Raw genomic sequence first — 17,054 nt, 5'->3', positions numbered from 1 at the left:
CCTTCGAAGTAGCCGACCGGCGCATAGTCGTTGACGACCGACGCATCGTTGCGCACGACGTCGCTCAGCCGCTTCGCCTGCTGGTCGTCGATCAGCGCCCGCGTGACGACGTTGACCGAGGCCGGCGTGTCGCGCAGCGGCGCATCGTCGAGCCCCGCGACCGACGCCGTGCGTGCGCGCAGCGTGTTGCCGCGCTCGCCGCTCACCGTGATCGCCGGCAGCGTCGCGCTGCCGGTCGCACCGGTGTCCGGCGCCGGCGCGTCGCCCTGCGCCACGGCGGCCTGCGCCGCGAAAAGCGTGATGCCGAGACCGACGCCAAGCCCGGCCTTCGCGCGCCGCCGCCGTGCGGGCGACGCTGTTGTTCTATTCACCGTCATTGTTCTGGATGGAAAACTCGCCACTCGACCCTGTCGAAACCTTCGAAACGCGTTACGCAGCTGCGAAGCGCGCTTCACGCAAGAACCCGCGACGGTCCCGGCGGACGCCGGGCACGAACGTCGACACGACATTCATCAGACGAATCTGACGATCGCGCAGCATGCGTGCCGATCGATCGGGAAAGCGCAGGATGGGACATCGGATGACGGTGACGCGCCGGGCACCGACGCAGCCGTCGATCCTGGATCTCGAGCATGTCGGGCGGCCGGATGCGTCGCGCGGTCTTGTCATGCGGGGGACGCTTCGAACGCCCCGGTTGCGGGCGCCGGGCAGTTGCGTACGCCGTTCGTCGGAACGGCGGAATGCCCGTCGCGCGCGACATCGCGGCGTGGCGCGCATTTTACCCCGGGCGGGAGGGGCGGCAGGGAAAACTGCCCGGCGGGCGGAGCGGACTGCCGTGCAGCCGCCCGTGCGGCACTACGCGGTGTCGGCGGCTTTCAGCCGCCATGCGTCGATCATCTGCTGACGCATCACGAACTTCTGCACCTTGCCCGTCACCGTCATCGGCAGTTCGTCGACGAAGCACACGTACTTCGGGATCTTGTAGTGCGCAATCTGGCCGTGGCAGAACGCGCGCAGGTCGTCCTCGGTCATCTGCTCGTCCGCGCGAAGCACGATCCACGCACACAGCTCCTCGCCGTATTTCGGATCGGGCACGCCGAACACCTGTGCGCTCTGGATCTTCGGATGCCGGAACAGGAATTCCTCGATTTCGCGCGGATAGATGTTCTCGCCGCCGCGAATCACCATGTCCTTCAGCCGGCCGACGATGTTGCAGTAGCCGTCCGCGTCGAGCGTCGCGAGGTCGCCCGTATGCATCCAGCCGTCGACGATGGTTTCCTGCGTCTTCGCGTCGTCGTCCCAGTAGCCGAGCATTACCGAATAGCCTTTCGTGCACAGCTCGCCGGTCGCGCCGACCGGCACGACGTCGCCGTTCGGATCGACGATCTTCACGTCGAGATGCGGCTGCACACGCCCGACCGTCGTGGTGCGCTTCTCGAGCGGATCGTCGGTCGAGCTCTGGAACGACACGGGGCTCGTCTCCGTCATCCCGTACGCGATCGTGATCTCGCGCAAATGCATCTGCGACACGACGCGCTTCATCGTCTCGATCGGACATGGCGCGCCGGCCATGATGCCGGTGCGCAGCGTCGACAGGTCGAACTTCGCGAAGTCCGGATGATCGAGTTCCGCGATGAACATCGTCGGCACGCCGTGCAGCGCGGTACAGCGTTCGTCGGCCACGGCCGCGAGCGTTGCGACCGGCTCGAACGCCTCGCCGGGGAACACCATCGCCGCGCCCTTCGACACGCACGCGAGCACGGCCAGCACCATCCCGAAGCAGTGATACAGCGGCACCGGAATGCACAGCGAGTCCCGCTCGGTAAAACGCATCGCCATCGCGATGAAGCGCGCGTTGTTGACGACGTTGCGGTGCGTGAGCGTCGCGCCCTTCGGGCTGCCGGTCGTGCCGCTCGTGAACTGGATGTTGATCGGATCGGTGGCCGCGAGCGTCGCGCCGATCGCATCGAGCCGCGCGACGTCGAGCGTGTCGCGGCCGCGCGCCATCACGTCCGCGAAGCGGACCGTGCCGGTCGGCGCGACCTCGCCCATCGACACGACCGTGCGCAGCGCGGGCAGCCTCGCGGCATGCAGCGCGCCCGGCGCGCAATGCGCGAGTTCCGGCGCGAGCGCCTGCAGCATCTCCAGGTACTTCGACGACTTGAACTGCTCGGCCGCGATCAGCATGCTGCAGCCGACCTTGTTCAGCGCGTAGTCGAGTTCCGCGAGCCGGTACGCCGGGTTGATGTTGACGAGAATGGCGCCGATGCGAGCGGTCGCGAACTGCGTGAGCAGCCATTCGCTGCGGTTCGGCGACCAGATGCCGACGCGGTCACCCTTCCCGATCCCGAGCGCGGCGAGGCCGGCCGCAAGCACGTCGATCTCGTGCGCGAACGTGTGCCAGTCCCAGCGAATGCCCTGCTCGCGGAACACGACGGCCGGACGTGCCGGAAAGCGCGACGCGGTGTCGCGCAGAAGCGCGGCAACGGTCGCATCCGACAGCGGCACGTCCGTGCGTCCCCGCACGATCGACAGGCCGTCGCGCGGCACGCCGTTGGCGATGGCGGTGGTCATGTTATCTCCTGATCAGGGGCGCCGGCCCGCGGGCCGGCGCGTACTTCATCGTGTGAACATCTGCGCGGTCGTAATCGCCATATCGCCGCCCGGCACGCGAATGTCCTTCAGCTTCTTAAGCGTGTCGGCGTCGTACACCGCAACCGTGTTGAAGGTACCCGCGAGGTAGAGCTTGCTGCCTGCGCGGTTGAACGACATGCAGTAATACGAATGATCGAGCGGCGCTGCCTCGACCAGCTTCTCATGCTTCACGTCGTACTTCGCGAGCCGGTTCAGCACGCCGTACATCGCATCCGGATCCTTCGGCGACAGCCCGCCCGTGAAGTACACCTCGGTGACCGGCCCGAAATCCTTGACCGTCGCATTGCCGGTCTTCAGGTCGATGTCGATGTAGCCGTACATCGTCTGCGCCGATGCCGGATCCTTCTTCTCGTCCTTGAAGCGGTCGGCCGTGTAGAGCAGGTTGAACGTATGCTGCGGACGCTGCTGCGGCCACACGTACAGCACGTCGGGCTGACCGTGCAGCGGCTGCTTCCAGTTGCGCAGCGGCACCGCGACGTCGTACTTGCCGGTCTGCACGTTCATCCGGTAGATGTCCGCGCCGACGATGAACAGCGACCCGTCGTCGGCGGCCTGCAGCATCGTCGTCTGGCGCGGTGCCGCGAACGTGCGCACCGGCTTCGCGTCGAGCCCGCCGTCGGTGCGGTACACCTGCAGGCGCGGCGCCTGCACTTCGTAGCTGTCGCGGTTCAGCTTCGTCGGGTTGACGACGCTGTAGATCTCCTTGCCGTCGGGGCTCAGCCCGATCGAGAACATCGCGCGCGCACGCTCGTTACCGGCGCCGGCAAGCTCCGCATGGAACACGGTCTTGCACGAATCGAGCTCGACGCCGTACAGGTCGCCGTAGTGATTGTTCAGCACGTACGCGCGCGTGCGGTCCGGGCTGATCTGGATCGTGCCGGGGCCGAACGCGTCGGGCAGCGTGCAGGTCTTGACGATGCTGTCGGTACCCGTGTCGATCACCGTCAGGTTGTTCGGGTAGTTCGTGACGGCGAGGTATTCGTGGCCGGCTTGCAGCGCGGCGTCTGCCGCGGCCGACAGCGACGCGGCCGAGGCGAGCGCGGCCGCGACGAGCGCGCGGCTCAGGGGTGTCGTGAATCGCATGGAGAATCCTTGGTCGGTGCCGGGTGGCTCACTTGTCTTTGGGGAACACGCTGCCGAGCTGGCGCCAGTCCGCGCCCGAATCGGCCGCGTGTTTGTTCCAGTCCGGATAGGTGCTCATCATGTCGGGCACCTGCGCGGGCCACCAGCACGGATCGGAGCAGCCGTACAGGTCGGCCTCCATCGGCTGGCACAACGACGCGACCCCGCCGAACACGTCCGTTTCCCAGCCGGGATCGGTCGTCGACGTGCAGCCCGCGACAGACGTCATCGCGACGACTTCCTCGAGGCGATCCTGCTGCACGGCCTCCTCGAGCGCTTTCGCCTTGTTGTTGAGCGGCTTCAGATGTTTCATGTCAGTTCGCCTTGCGCGGAGTGATGTGGTTGCCGATGAACGCCGGGTTGCCGGCGATGATCCGGCTGTAGACCTCGATGCCGAAATCGATCCAGTCGCGCATCAGTTCGCAGTAGTGGTAGGTCGGATGCGCGGGGTCGCCGTAGCGCGCGTAGCTCTCGTGATAGCAGCCGCCCGAGCACAGGTTGCGGATGCGGCAGGTTTCGCAGCCGGTGCCGCTGCGCTCCAGGCGCTGCGACAGGAAGTCGTTGAGCTGCGCCTGCGCGACGCCTTCGTGCACGTTGCCGAAGGTCGGCAGCGCCGAACCGGTGAAGCGATGGCACAGGTTGAGGTCGCCCTTGTGATCGACCGCGAGCATCTTGAGCCCCGCACCGCACGGCAGCGACTTCTTGTGCCCTTCGTGCAGGTCGGTGATCAGCTGGTGCAGGTTCGAGAAGCCGATGTTGCGGTTCTCGAGCGCGGCGGCCAAATAACGCCGGCCGAGCGCCTTCATGTTCGCGAACACCTGCGCGAGTTCGTCCGGCTGCAGGTTGAACGTGTCGAGCTGTCCCGACGTCACCGGCGCGAAACCGACTTCCGCGAAACCGAGCTCGTTGAACAGGTGATCCCAGATGCCTTCGATGTCGGTCACGCCGCTCGTCAGCGTCACGCGCGCGCCGACCGGGCGGCTGCGATAGCGCTTGAGCAGCATCTCGACCTTGCGGCGCACGACATCGTAGGTGCCCGCGCCGCCGACCGTGCGGCGGTTCAGGTCGTGGATCGAGCGCGGCCCGTCGATGCTGACCGACAGCCCGAAGCGGTGCGCGTCGAGCCAGTCGACGATCTCCTCGGTCAGGAGCGTCGCGTTGGTCGTCATCACGAACTCGACCTGCTTGCCGAGCGCGCCGAAGCGCAGCTCGCAATACTCGACCATGCACTCGATCAGCTTGCGGTTGCTGAGAGGTTCGCCGCCGAAAAACACGACCGTGTAGCGCGGCAGGTCGGGCGATTCCTTCAGCAGCATCTCGACCGACGCCTTCGCGGTGTCGATGTCCATCCGCCGCCCGGCGGACGGCGTGTCGAGGTCTTCCTTGTAGCAATACGTACAGCTCAGGTTGCAGCCGGTGTTCACGTTCAGCACGACCGTGTCGATCGCGGTGCGCTCGACGCGCTTCACCGCGATCTCGGGCGTGAGCGGCGAGCCATCGCTGACGACCTCGAGGGCCATCAGCTCGCCGAGCGTCTCGGCGAGTTCGCCGTGCGGCGAGCGGCCGGCCAGCCGCGCGAACAATTCGTCGGCCGTGCAGCTGCTCGCGCGCAGCGCGTCGATAATGTCGGCCGTCACGCGATCGGCCGCGAACAGCGAGCTGCTCGGCACATGGAACATCAGGCGCTCGTCGTCGACGCGCACTTCGTGCACGTTGCGTTCGACCACATTCAGCAGGGCGCTCATCGGATTCTCCTTGCGTTCATCGGATTCGGACCGGGCCGCGTGGCGGACCGGCGCGCGGTCATGCGGACCGGTCAGGGCAGCGGCGGGTTGTTCCAGCGCTGCACCGCGACGATCAGGTGCCCGGTGCCCGTCACCGTGCGTGCGCCGTCGGTCACCGTCGCGACGACGTTCAGGTTGCCCGTGTTGTTGGTACCCATCCTGCGCGCGGGGTTCGGGCCCGCGTCGCCCGGCGTGAAGATGCCGGTCGACGCCTGCATCGTGCCGGCGAACTGCGTGTCTCGATCGCCCTTCGACTGATCGTCGAACGGCGCGACCGACCATTGCGCTGGCACGACGCCGATGCGGAACGGCTTGCCCGCACCGTCGACGCCCCACGCGACCGCGTCGAACCGCCCCTCGACCTTCGGCGTCGCGCCGCCGTTGCCGCCGATGCGCGCGACCGCGAAGTCGGGTTCGACCTTCACATCGCGGATCTCGCGATAGACCGCGAAGCCGTCCGCATGCGCGGCGCCGACGCTCACGCGGCGCGTGCCGGGCGCGCTGCCGTCGGCGGCCTTCACGCGCACCCGCACGTATTCGGGCGTGCGTTCGAGCACCGATGCGACCGTCACGCCCGCGCCGAACGCCGGCGTGCCCTGCAGGTTCGCGCCGACGATCGTCACGTCGGTCTCGCCGCCCGCCTTCACATACGCGGGCTGTACGGCGACGATCCGTGCGCGGCCGAGCCTGGCGGCATTGAAGTCGAGGCCGCGCTCGTCGTGCGCGTCGTCGAACATCCGGCCGCGCAATGCGCCGTCGCTCGCCATCAACACCTGACGCATCGTCGTGTCGCCGACCTTCACGCTCGCGCGCCATTCGTAGCCCGTATAGAGCGTCGCGGTGCCGGTGCCGACGAGCGGGCTGCCGTCGGCGAAGCGGCCCTTCAGCTCGACGTCGAAGCGGTCGCCCGCGCCGCCCTTTACGGTCATCGTGCCGTACGCGTCGCCCTTGCCCGGCATGTGGCCGCCGAAGCTCCACGTGCCGGCGAGCGCGGTCGCGGGCGGATGGTGCTGCTTCCACGCGGTCCAAGCGTTGCTGTCGTACGGGTAGTTTTTCGCGAGCATCGGCGCGATGTCGGTGAGCGCGATCTTCAGCCAGTCGCGGTCGCGGCCCATCGCCGAATACTCGATCGACGGCCACTGCCCGAGGTGGAAGTTCACGAGCTTGTCCCATTCGGCAACCGGCCGGCGCTGCAGCAGCGGACGCGCGGCCGAATGGCAGCGCGCGCACATCTGCTTGAATTGCTCGTTGTCGACGCTCTCCTGCGTGTTCAGGCGCCGCTCGGGCGCATAGCGGAAATCCTTCGTCTCCGACGGCGCGAGACCCTGCGTATCCGACAGGTATTTCACGAGAATGCGGCGTTCGTCGTCGCTGATCGTGAGGCCGTGCATCGTCTGCATCCGCGCGATCGTCATCAGCCAGCCTTCCGGCGTCTTGCGCTGATGGCTGATGCGGCTCCACGAATCCTTCGACTCGGCCGCGTGACAGGCCGCGCATGTCTGGCTCAGGATCGCACGTGCGTCGCGCGGCGCCTGGGCCTGGGCGTGCACGGCACCCGAGGCCAGCGCGAACGCGCCGGCGGCGGCGACCGCGGCCGCGCGGGGCGGCCTGCTACGTCGAATGAAAGTCTTGAACAAGGCTCTGCTCCTTTACGTGGGGTCTCGAATCGTCCGGCATGCAGCGCTGCAGCGTTTGTCGCACGCTCTTCAAGCACAGGCCGTGCCAATGGCCGACGTCGGGTTCGCCACAAGGAAAACACGCGCTTTTCCCGCCGAACGCTCGGGAAAATACCGATTCAAACCCGCGCGCCGAACCGGCATTCGCGCGCCTTTGCGGTGGGCGGCCGGCGTGCACGGCCGCGTACTTGCCGCATGTCGCGTCTCACGTTGCATCGCGATTCTCAAATTGAGACGCCGCACGGCCGATGCGATGCGCTGCCGATCATGCGTGCACGCGCGCCCCGTCACGCCGCGTGCCCCGCGCCGCATGGCGCGTGTGGCGCATACGCGGGCCACCGCGCCGTCGTTGGTATGGAAGCTGCTTTTTGCCTCGTCACCCGAACCCGATGAGCGAGGAGCTTCCATGCAGGCAACGTTGTCGTTACTTCCGCAAACCCAGTCGTTCATCGCACGCACGCCGTCGATGCTGATCGGCGATGCGTGGCGCAGCGCCGAAAGCGGCGCGACCCTGGCCGTCCACAATCCCGCGACCGGCGACGAACTGTGTCGCGTGCCGGCGTCCGGCGCGGCCGACGTCGATCGTGCGGTGCGCGCCGCGCGCGAGGCGTTCGACGATTCCGCGTGGAGCCGCATGCGGCCGCGCGAACGACAGAACCTGCTGTGGCGCCTCGCCGATCTGCTCGAACGCGACGCGCAGCAGCTCGCCGAGCTCGAATGCGTGAACAACGGCAAGGGCGCGCAGATCGCGCGCGTGATGGACGTGCAGCTCGCGATCGACTTCCTGCGCTACATGGCGGGCTGGGCGACCAAGATCGAGGGCGCGACCGTCGACGTGTCGATGCCGCTGATGCCCGACAGCCAGTTCCACGGCTTCATCCGGCGCGAGGCGGTCGGCGTGGTCGGCGCGATCGTCGCGTGGAATTTCCCGCTGCTGCTCGCGTGCTGGAAGCTCGGCCCCGCGCTCGCGACGGGCTGCACGATGGTGCTGAAACCGGCGGACGAAACGCCGCTCACCGCGCTGCGGCTCGCGGAACTCGTGCAGGAAGCCGGTTATCCGGCCGGCGTGCTGAACGTCGTCACTGGCACCGGCGTCGAAGCGGGCGCCGCGCTCGCGCACCACCCCGACGTCGACAAGCTGACCTTCACCGGCTCGACCGAAGTCGGCAAGCTGATCGGCAAGGCCGCGATGGAATCGATGACGCGCGTGACGCTCGAACTCGGCGGCAAGTCGCCGACGATCGTGTTCGACGATGCGGACCCGGCCGTCGCGGCGTCGGGCGCGGCCACCGCGATCTTCTTCAATCACGGCCAGGTGTGCTGCGCGGGTTCGCGCCTGTACGTGCAGCGCAAGCACTTCGATCGCGTGGTCGGCGACATCGCGGGCATCGCGAGCAACATGAAGCTCGGCAATGCGCTCGACCCGTCGGTCGACATGGGTCCGCTGATCTCCGCGAAACAGCAGAAGCGCGTGGCCGGCTACATCGAGCGTGGCCGCGAACTGGGCGCGCAGCTCGCATGCGGCGGCGAAGCGTACGGTCCCGGCTATTTCGTGAAGCCGACCGTGCTCGTCGACGTCGACCAGAAAGGCCCGCTCGTGCAGGAGGAAATCTTCGGGCCGGTGCTGGTCGCGATGCCGTTCGACACGATCGACGATGCGATCCGTCTCGCGAACGACACGCGCTACGGGCTTGGCGCGAGCATCTGGACCAACAACCTGTCGGCCGCGCACCGGATGATCCCGAAGATCCGTTCGGGCTCGGTCTGGGTCAATTGCCACAGTGCGCTCGATCCCGCGCTGCCGTTCGGCGGTTATCGCATGTCGGGCTTCGGCCGCGAGATGGGCGCGGCCGCGATCGAGCATTACACGGAACTGAAATCGGTGTTGATGAACGTGTGATCACGTCGCCGATGCGAGCGACGCCCGTGCCGCGCGGCGATGTCGCGCGGCGCGCGTGTTCCGCCCGCGTTCGCATGCTGCTGCGCTGTTCCCCGCCTGAAACGACGACGAGACACCCGATGCCCCGCCTCCCCGCTTCCCGCCGCACCTTCATGATCGCCGCCGCCGGCCTGTTTTCGGCCGCCGCGCTGCCGCGCACCGCATGCGCCGCGTCGCCGCTGCTCGATGAAGCCGACCCTGCCGCGAAGGCGCTCGGCTACCGCGCCGATGCCGCGCACATCGACCGCGCCGCGTTCGCGCGCTACGCCCCCGGCCAGGCGTGCGGCCGCTGCAGCCTGTACCAGGGCAACGCCGCCGACCCAAACGCACCATGTCCACTGTTCGCCGGAAAACGGGTCGCGAACGGGGGCTGGTGCAACGCGTACAACGCGCGGACGTAAGCGCCGCCGTCACGCGAATTCCGCACGTCCTGTCCGTCATGCACGCCGCCCCGACACGCTTGCCGAACACGGTCGCTCCGCAAGCGCGAATCGCCCGCACCGCCGTGCCCCGCCTGGGTCTTAGGTTTTTGACCGGATGGATTTATGCCCGGGCTTATGCCAGACTCGGCGGGCCTTTTTGCGTGCGGCCGCGCCGGATCGGACGGCCCGACATTCTCCTGAGGAGGGGCGACGTGCAAGACTACTTCCCTTCCGGCCAGCGCCTTCCGGACCGGCTGCAGGCAACCCGCCTGATTCGCGAACGCCTCAGTTCCGACGGCGTGCTGCCGCAAGGTTGCCTGCGCATCGAAATCGACCAGTCGTGGCGCCGCAGCCTCGATCACGGCGTACGCTGGGACGACGACGCGCGGCTGAACCTGCATGAATTCTGCAACCTCGACGAGCTGCGCGACGCGAACCGCCTGCTGCTCGACGCGGCCGCGCCCGAGCTTGCATTCCTCGCCGAGCGCTGCGGACGCGACGGGATGATCCTGCTGGCCGATGCGCGCGCAACGATCCTGTCGGTCGACGGCGACGCGAGCCAGCTCGCCGCGCTCGGCATCGGCGACATCCGCGCCGGCGCGAGCTGGTGCGAATCGCTGCGCGGCACGAACGCGCTCGGCACCGCGCTCGTCGAACGCTGTGCGGTCGCGATCGACAGCGGCGAGCATTTCCTCGGCCGGCTGAGCCGCTTCTCGTGCCGCTCGCTGCCGCTGTGCGATCCGCACGGCAAGCCGATCGGCGTGCTCGACCTCACGCGCGAAGGCGAGCTGCCGCTCACGCTCGACGGCATGTCGATGCTGATGAGCGCGGCGGCCACGCACATCGAGACCCGCCTGTTCGACGCGTATTTCCCCGAGCATGTCGTGCTCGTGTTCCATCCGCGTCACGCATATCTCGGTTCGAGCTGGAGCGGCGTGCTTGCCGTCTCGGAAGACGGCCGCATCGTCGCCGCGAACGCGCATGCGTGCGAACTGCTCGGCGCGACGCGCGACGCGCTCGTCGGCCGCCTCTGCGAAAGCGCGGTGCTCGCGCGCACGTCGTCGTTCATCGCGTTCGCCGAACACGGCGGAATGCTGCGCATCGAAGGCGTCGACGCCACGTTTCACAGCAAGGCGCTGCGCCTGCCGCGCGCGACCGTCGTGCCGGCCTTGCGCGAACGCGCGCCGGCACCGGCCACTGCTACGCGCAACGACGCGGGCGCCCAGGCGCTCGCGGCCCTCGCCGGCCGCCAGCCGCGCCTGCTGCGCGCGCTGACGATGGCGCGGCAGGGGCTCAACAACGGACTGCCCGTGCTCGTGCAGGGCGAAACCGGCACCGGCAAGGAAGTCGTCGCACGCGCGCTGCACGACGCGAGCGCGCGCGCCGGCAAGCCGTTCGTCGCGGTGAACTGCGCGTCGATCCCCGAAGGGCTGATCGAGTCGGAGCTGTTCGGCTATCGCGACGGCGCGTTCACGGGTGCACGCAAGGGCGGCATGGCGGGCCGGCTGATGCAGGCGCACGGCGGCACGCTGTTTCTCGACGAGATCGGCGACATGCCGCTGCACCTGCAGGCGCGCCTGCTGCGCGTGCTGCAGGAACGCAAGATCGCGCCGCTCGGCGCGGGCGACGAGCAGGCGATCGACATCGCGGTGATCTGCGCGACGCACCGCGACCTGCAATCGATGGTGCGCGACAAGAGCTTCCGCGAAGACCTCTACTACCGGATTCACGGCGTGAACGTGCTGCTGCCCGCGCTGCGCGAACGCGACGACGTCGACCTGATCGTCGCCGCGCTGCTCGCGCGGCTCGGCGCGCCGCACGTGAGCGTGAACGCCGAACTCGCCGACGTGTTCCGCCAGCATCGCTGGCCCGGCAACATCCGCCAGCTCGAGATGGTGCTGCGTACCGCGCTCGCCGTGCGCGACGAGCACGACGACGTGCTCGGCCTCGACCATCTGTGCGACGGCTTCATCGACGGCGTGTGTCCGGCACCCGACACCTCGTTCGGGCTGATCCGCCGCCATGAGGACGACCTGATCCGCGAATCGCTCGCGCGTCACGACGGCAACGTCGCGGCCGCCGCGCAAACGCTCGGCATCAGCCGCGCGACGCTGTACCGCCGGCTCAAGCGCCTGCAGTCATGATGCCGCGCGCGCGTTCGTCCGAGCCCTTCGATACCGGCCGATCGGGCCGAGCGCGCCGATGCTGAAACTCGTCCTGCGCTTCGTGAAGACCGACGACCGCGCGCAGCTCGCGCGCGCGCTCGGCTGGCTGTACGGTTTCGTGCGCCCGCACCGGCTCGCGATCGCCGGCCTGCTCGCGCTGTCGGGCTGCGCATCGCTGCTCGCGCTCGCGCAACCGTGGCTCACGAAGGAGCTGATCGATCGCGGGCTCGTCGGCAAGGATTTCCGCATGCTCGTCGCGATCGCGTTCGCGATGGTGTTCGCCGGTTTCGTCGGCACGCTGCTCGGCGGCATCAATCGCTACCTGCATACGCGCCTGTCCGGCCGCGTGCTGTTCTCGCTGCGCAGCGCCGTCTATGCGCACCTGCAGCGGCTGTCGCCGTCGTTCTACGGACAGCGGCGCCTCGGCGACGTGCTGTCGCGCCTCGACGGCGACGTCGCCGAGATCCAGCGCTTCGCGCTCGACGCGCTGTTCTCCGCCGTATCGAACGTGATCGGGCTGGTCGGCACGCTGGCGCTGCTCGTCACGCTGTCGTGGAAGCTGTCGCTGCTCGCGCTGCTGCTGATTCCGTTCGAGATCCTGTGGCTGCGCACGATGCGCCGCAAGGTCGAGCGCGATGCACGCTCGGTACGCGAAGGCGCGGCCGACGTGTCGTCGTTCCTCGTCGAGACGCTGCCCGCGATGAAGTTCATCCAGGCCGCCGGCCGCCAGCGCGCGGAACAGGCGCGGCTCGACGGCCTTGGCGATCGCTACATGGAACGGCTGCTGAAGCTGCAGGTCACCGAGTTCGTCACGCAGTCGGTGCCCGGCACGCTGACGTCGCTGTCGCGCGCGGGCGCCTTCATCGTCGGCGGTTACTGGGTGATCCGCGGCGACTGGCCGCTCGGCTCGCTGATCGCGTTCTCGAGCTATCTCGGGATGGCGATCGGCCCGGTGAAGAGCCTGCTCGGGCTCTACGTCGCGCTGCAGCGGATGACGGTCAGCCTCGGCCGCGTGATGGAGCTGCAGCGCGCGCCGGTGGCCGTGCAGCCGCCGGCCGACGCGCGCGAACTGCCGCCGCGCGGCGATCTCGAATTCGTCGACGTGTGGTTCGCACACGACGCGCGCGCGCAGCCGGTGCTGCGCGGCGCCGATGCGCGCGTGCCGGCCGGCAGCAAGGTCGCGCTGTCCGGACTGTCGGGCAGCGGGAAATCGACGCTGATCGACCTGATGCAGCGCTTCTACGACCCACAGCGCGGCAGCGTGCGAATCGACGGCATCGACCTGCGCGACGTCGACCTCGACGCGCTGCGCCGCCACGTTGCGGTCGTGAGCCAGGACATCGTGCTGTTTCGCGGCAGCCTCGCCGACAACCTCCGCTACGCGGCGCCGCTCGCGACGCATGACGACATCGTGCATGCGTCTCGCGCCGCGCAGCTCGACGAGCTGATCGCGACGCTGCCGGGCGGGCTCGACGGACCCATCGGCGAACGCGGGCAGCAACTGTCCGGCGGGCAGAAGCAGCGCATCGCGATCGCGCGCGCGCTGCTGCAGGCGCCGGCGATCCTCGTGCTCGACGAGGCGACGTCGGCCGTCGACGAAGCGACCGAGCGGCAGGTCATCGCGCAGATCGACACGCTGTTCGGCGATCGCACGCGCATCCTCGTCAGCCACCGCGCATCGACGCTCGCCGGCGTCGACCTGCATTTCGAACTCGCGGACGGACGGCTCGCGCGGCGCACGCACCGGGACGTCGCACATGCGTGACGACCGGGCCGTGCGCGTCGGCGTCGTCGACAGCGGCTATCCGCCGTCGCTGGGCGCGCTCGTCGCCGATGCTCGGCGCTTCGCGTTCGACGAGGCTTCGGTGGTTCGGGCCGGCGCCGTCGAACCCGACCGGCTCGGTCACGGCAGCGCAATCTGCGCGACGCTCGCAACCGCCGCGCCGGATGCGACGCTGGTCGTCGCGCAGGTATTCGACGCGCGCGGCGTGACGAGCGCCGCGCAGATCGCGCATGCGCTCGACTGGTTGCTCACGCAACAGGTTCGCGTGATCAACCTGAGCCTCGGCGTGCGCGCCGATCGCGACGCGCTGCGCGACGCGTGCGCAGCCGCCGTCGCGCAACGTGTGACCGTCTTCGCGTCGAGCCCCGCGCAGGGCGCGCCGGTGTTTCCGGCGCGCTATCCGGGCGTCGTGCGCGTCACGGGCGATGCACGCTGCGCGCCGGGCCAGTGGTCGTGGCTCGACAGCGCGCAGGCCGACTTCGGCGCGATCGTGTCGAGTGGCGCACCGCGTGCACCGGCCGGCGCGAGCATCGCGTGCGCGGCGCTCAGCGGCCACGCGGCGCGCTGGTTCGCCCGGCATCCCGAGGCCGATACGCAGACACTGCTCGCGCATCTGCGCGAAAACGCGACCTACCTCGGCGTCGAGCGGCGCACGCACGCGTCATGAGCCGCGCATCGATCGTCGTGCTCGGCGCGGGGCCGGCGGGCGCTGCCGCCGCGCTCGGGCTCGCGCGGCTCGGCTATCCGGTCACGGTCGTCAGCGAATGGCGGCGTTTCGATGCGGTCGAAGGCGTGTCCGATCGCGTGCTGCAGGGGCTGCATCATGCCGGGCTCGTGCAGGCCGCCGCATGCGCGTTGCCGCCCTGTGCGCGCACGACGCGCTGGAACGGCGACACGCGCACGCTCAATCACGAACACCTGATCGAGCGCCGCCGGTTCGACGCGGCGCTGCGCCGCGATCTCGCCGATGCGGGCGTGGCGGTGCGCGAAGCGACGATCCGCGCGGTACAGGCTGCCGGCGACGGGCATGCGATCCGCACCGACACGCCCGACGGTGAGGAAACGCTGCACGCGGCGTTCGTCGTCGAGGCGCGCGGCCGGCTCGCGCCGCTCGCGCGCGATGCGATCCGCGGGCCGCAGACGCTGAGCCTGCTGAACGTATGGCAGGGTGCGCCCGGCGACGCGGCCTCGGCGATCGAGAGTTTGCCGGACGGCTGGGCGTGGATGGCGCGCCTGCCCGACGGCCGTCGCTACTGGCAGGCGACACTCGACGTCGCGACCACGACGCTGCCGCCGCGCGACACGCTGCCCGCCTGGTGCGCGACGCTGCGGCACACGCCGCTCGCGCGTGACTTCTTCGGGGCGGATAGCCCGGCTACTGCCGCCGATGCGCGCGTGTTCGCACGCACCAGCAGCGCGACGCTGTGCGGCGATACCGGCGGCGCGAACTGGCTGCGCGTCGGCGACGCCGCGATGGCCGTCGATCCGCTGTCCGGCAACGGCATCTTCCAGTCGCTGTCGTCGGCGCTGCAGGCGCCGGCCGTCATCCATACGCTGCTCGCGCATCCCGAGCGCGCGGCCCTCGCGCTGCGCTTTCACGAGCGAAGGATTACCGCGCTGTTCATGCGTTTCGCGCGAATCGGCCGCGACTTCTACGCGCTCGACACGCAGTGGCCGGACCGGCCGTTCTGGCATGCGCGCCGCGCGTGGCCCGACGATGCTCCAGCGCATCGCGCGCCCGATTTTGACGCGCTCGCGATCGAGCGGGCGCCGGTGATCGACGGCGACACGATCGCCGAAGCCGACGTCGTCACGAGCCCCGACCAGCCGCTCGGGATCTGGCATCTGCAAGGCATTCCGCTCGCGCCGATCGTCTCTGCGCTGCGCAAGCGCCCGGCCGCGCAGGTGCTGGCGTCGTTCACGCCGCAACAGGCCGCCCTCGTGCGGCGCTGGCTCGAAACGCAGGGTTATCCGTTCGAGCGCGCTTGACGGGCGCTTTCCCGCTTCTTTCCCGCTTCTTTCCCGCTTCCGCCCCTCTTCCCGCTTGCATCATCCCGCTTCGCCAACCCGCGACTCACGCGCCTCTTCGCCTGCCCGATCCCGCACGACCCGTGCGTCTCAACTTGAGACGCCGCGTGCGACACACGATGCGAATTGCTACGCGATGTGCGCGCGATCAAGTCCGGTTCGACGACCGAACCACGATGAAACGGAACGCCGCCGGCGCACCGCGGTCTTGAAACGGGTGATGGCATGCCATCTGCTTATCGAAGGTCACGCGCGGCACACACCGCGCGCCGGACCACCGACCGTTTCATCTTTCGAGCCCGCATCCCACATGAAAAAAGCACGCTTCATCCTGTCGGCAGGATTCCTGATCGGTTGCGCGAACGCGCACGCACAAAGCTCCGTGCTGCTGTTCGGCGTACTCGACGAAGGCATCAACTACACGAGCAATGTCGGCGGCAAGTCGTCCTGGCAGATGGCGAGCGGCGATCTCGCGACGAGCCGCTGGGGCATCAAGGGCAACGAGGATCTCGGCGGCGGACTGCACGCGATCTTCGATCTGGAGAGCGGCTTCGCCATCGAAAGCGGCCAGCTCGGTTACGGCGGCCGCCTGTTCGGCTTCCAGTCGTATGTCGGTCTGCAGTCGGACCGGCTCGGCACGCTGACGCTCGGCCGCCAGTTCGATACCGTCGCCGACACCATCGGACCGCTGACCGCCAACGGCAGCTGGGCCGGCTTCCTGTTCTCGCATCCGCTCGACAACGACAACACCGATGCGTCGTTCCATGCGAACAATGCGGTGAAATACACGAGCCCGGCGTTCGGCGGCTTCTCGGGTACGGTGATGTATGGACTCAGCAACCTCGCCGTCGGCTTCGCGCAGAACCGGATGCTCGGCGTCGGCCTGAACTACACGTATCAGACGCTGTCGATCGCCGCCGTCTACGAAAACGTGTCGAACCCCGGCACCACGACGGGCGGCGCGCTGACGCCGGACGACACGGATTTCGTCGCAGGCAACCAGAAGATCTACGGAATCGGCGTGAACTACGGGATCGGGGCCGCGACGCTCGGCGCCGTCTATTCGCACGTGAACGTCGGCCAGCCCGATGCGTCGCTGTATGCGGGCAGCCTCGGCCTCGCGAACGCGCGGCTCACGTTCGACAACTTCGAAGTCAACGCGAAGTACAACGTGACACCGGCCTTTATCGTCGGCGGCATGTACACGTATACGCGCGGCGGGCTCGATCGGGCCGGCGCGAAATCGTCGCTGCACTGGAACCAGATCGGCGCGATGGCGCAGTACCTGCTGTCGAAGCGCACGTCGGTCTATACGCAGGTCGCGTATCAACTCGTCGGCGGCAGCGCAACCGGCACGCCCCTCGACGGCGGGCTCGTGCCCGGCTCGCCGGGCGCGTCGTCGAATGGGCACCAGCTCGTCGCGCGCGTCGCGCTGAATCACACGTTCTGATCACGTGCGGCGCGTGCCGCATCGGGAACG

Annotated in this window: 13 protein-coding genes; 7 read left to right on the top strand and 6 right to left on the bottom strand. The window is 68.7% G+C overall.

What is annotated here, in order from left to right; genetic code table 11:
• The 6 genes from U4012_RS04900 to peaA form a co-directional block, all read right to left on the bottom strand.
• The coding region (locus tag U4012_RS04900; RefSeq protein WP_415750356.1) for a TonB-dependent receptor plug domain-containing protein at window positions 1–377 on the bottom strand (377 nt) is incomplete at its 3' end.
• A 478-nt stretch (window positions 378–855) separates the two neighbouring features.
• Window positions 856–2,574, bottom strand: coding sequence for an AMP-binding protein (locus tag U4012_RS04895; protein WP_321796628.1), 1,719 nt, complete (start codon window positions 2,572–2,574; stop codon window positions 856–858).
• Between the two features lie 45 nt (window positions 2,575–2,619).
• Window positions 2,620–3,738 (bottom strand): quinohemoprotein amine dehydrogenase subunit beta, encoded by a 1,119-nt coding sequence (peaD, locus tag U4012_RS04890; protein ID WP_321796626.1) that lies wholly within the window; start codon window positions 3,736–3,738, stop codon window positions 2,620–2,622.
• Between the two features lie 28 nt (window positions 3,739–3,766).
• Entirely contained in the window at window positions 3,767–4,090 is a 324-nt protein-coding gene (gene qhpC, locus U4012_RS04885; protein ID WP_321796624.1) for a quinohemoprotein amine dehydrogenase subunit gamma, read from the bottom strand.
• Window position 4,091: 1 nt separating this feature from the next.
• A complete protein-coding gene (peaB, locus tag U4012_RS04880; protein WP_321796621.1) occupies window positions 4,092–5,522 on the bottom strand; it encodes a quinohemoprotein amine dehydrogenase maturation protein in 1,431 nt (476 codons plus the stop codon).
• Window positions 5,523–5,593: 71 nt separating this feature from the next.
• Window positions 5,594–7,198: a quinohemoprotein amine dehydrogenase subunit alpha gene (gene peaA / locus U4012_RS04875; RefSeq protein ID WP_321796619.1), complete on the bottom strand. Its 1,605-nt coding sequence runs from the start codon at window positions 7,196–7,198 to the stop codon at window positions 5,594–5,596.
• 445 nt (window positions 7,199–7,643) lie between these two features.
• Here peaA and U4012_RS04870 point away from each other — a divergent pair, with 445 nt between their 5' ends.
• From U4012_RS04870 to U4012_RS04840, 7 genes are all read left to right on the top strand, one after another.
• Window positions 7,644–9,137: an aldehyde dehydrogenase family protein gene (locus U4012_RS04870; RefSeq protein ID WP_321796617.1), complete on the top strand. Its 1,494-nt coding sequence runs from the start codon at window positions 7,644–7,646 to the stop codon at window positions 9,135–9,137.
• Between the two features lie 152 nt (window positions 9,138–9,289).
• The gene (locus tag U4012_RS04865) at window positions 9,290–9,577 is read left to right on the top strand and encodes a high-potential iron-sulfur protein (protein ID WP_321796615.1); all 288 of its coding nucleotides are present in this window, start codon (window positions 9,290–9,292) and stop codon (window positions 9,575–9,577) included.
• Window positions 9,578–9,810: 233 nt separating this feature from the next.
• Complete coding sequence (locus U4012_RS04860; protein ID WP_321796612.1) at window positions 9,811–11,742, top strand: sigma-54-dependent Fis family transcriptional regulator; 1,932 nt, start codon at window positions 9,811–9,813, stop codon at window positions 11,740–11,742.
• A gap of 58 nt (window positions 11,743–11,800) precedes the next feature.
• The gene (locus tag U4012_RS04855) at window positions 11,801–13,528 is read left to right on the top strand and encodes an ABC transporter ATP-binding protein (protein ID WP_321796610.1); all 1,728 of its coding nucleotides are present in this window, start codon (window positions 11,801–11,803) and stop codon (window positions 13,526–13,528) included.
• Entirely contained in the window at window positions 13,521–14,213 is a 693-nt protein-coding gene (locus U4012_RS04850) for a S8 family serine peptidase (protein WP_321796609.1), read from the top strand. The genes U4012_RS04855 and U4012_RS04850 overlap by 8 nt, the downstream gene beginning before the upstream one ends.
• The gene (locus U4012_RS04845; RefSeq protein ID WP_321796607.1) at window positions 14,210–15,535 is read left to right on the top strand and encodes an NAD(P)/FAD-dependent oxidoreductase; all 1,326 of its coding nucleotides are present in this window, start codon (window positions 14,210–14,212) and stop codon (window positions 15,533–15,535) included. Before U4012_RS04850 ends, U4012_RS04845 begins: the two co-directional genes overlap by 4 nt.
• A 349-nt stretch (window positions 15,536–15,884) precedes the next feature.
• Window positions 15,885–17,024: a porin gene (locus U4012_RS04840; protein ID WP_321796604.1), complete on the top strand. Its 1,140-nt coding sequence runs from the start codon at window positions 15,885–15,887 to the stop codon at window positions 17,022–17,024.
• Window positions 17,025–17,054: the final 30 nt, after the last annotated feature.

It is taken from the genome of Burkholderia sp. BCC1988 (genome assembly GCF_905339895.1).
Taxonomy (GTDB): domain Bacteria; phylum Pseudomonadota; class Gammaproteobacteria; order Burkholderiales; family Burkholderiaceae; genus Burkholderia.
This window is presented reverse-complemented; position numbering and strand designations above follow the sequence as displayed.

What these genes read in the sequence shown, in the direction of transcription:
- qhpC (WP_321796624.1), bottom strand. Translation starts at nt 4,090, where the DNA reads ATGAAACATCTGAAGCCGCTCAACAACAAGGCGAAAGCGCTCGAGGAG.
- peaB (WP_321796621.1), bottom strand. Translation starts at nt 5,522, where the DNA reads ATGAGCGCCCTGCTGAATGTGGTCGAACGCAACGTGCACGAAGTGCGC.
- U4012_RS04865 (WP_321796615.1), top strand. Translation starts at nt 9,290, where the DNA reads ATGATCGCCGCCGCCGGCCTGTTTTCGGCCGCCGCGCTGCCGCGCACC.
- peaD (WP_321796626.1), bottom strand. Translation starts at nt 3,738, where the DNA reads ATGCGATTCACGACACCCCTGAGCCGCGCGCTCGTCGCGGCCGCGCTC.
- U4012_RS04840 (WP_321796604.1), top strand. Translation starts at nt 15,885, where the DNA reads ATGAAAAAAGCACGCTTCATCCTGTCGGCAGGATTCCTGATCGGTTGC.
- U4012_RS04870 (WP_321796617.1), top strand. Translation starts at nt 7,644, where the DNA reads ATGCAGGCAACGTTGTCGTTACTTCCGCAAACCCAGTCGTTCATCGCA.
- U4012_RS04850 (WP_321796609.1), top strand. Translation starts at nt 13,521, where the DNA reads ATGCGTGACGACCGGGCCGTGCGCGTCGGCGTCGTCGACAGCGGCTAT.
- U4012_RS04895 (WP_321796628.1), bottom strand. Translation starts at nt 2,574, where the DNA reads ATGACCACCGCCATCGCCAACGGCGTGCCGCGCGACGGCCTGTCGATC.
- U4012_RS04845 (WP_321796607.1), top strand. Translation starts at nt 14,210, where the DNA reads ATGAGCCGCGCATCGATCGTCGTGCTCGGCGCGGGGCCGGCGGGCGCT.
- U4012_RS04855 (WP_321796610.1), top strand. Translation starts at nt 11,801, where the DNA reads ATGCTGAAACTCGTCCTGCGCTTCGTGAAGACCGACGACCGCGCGCAG.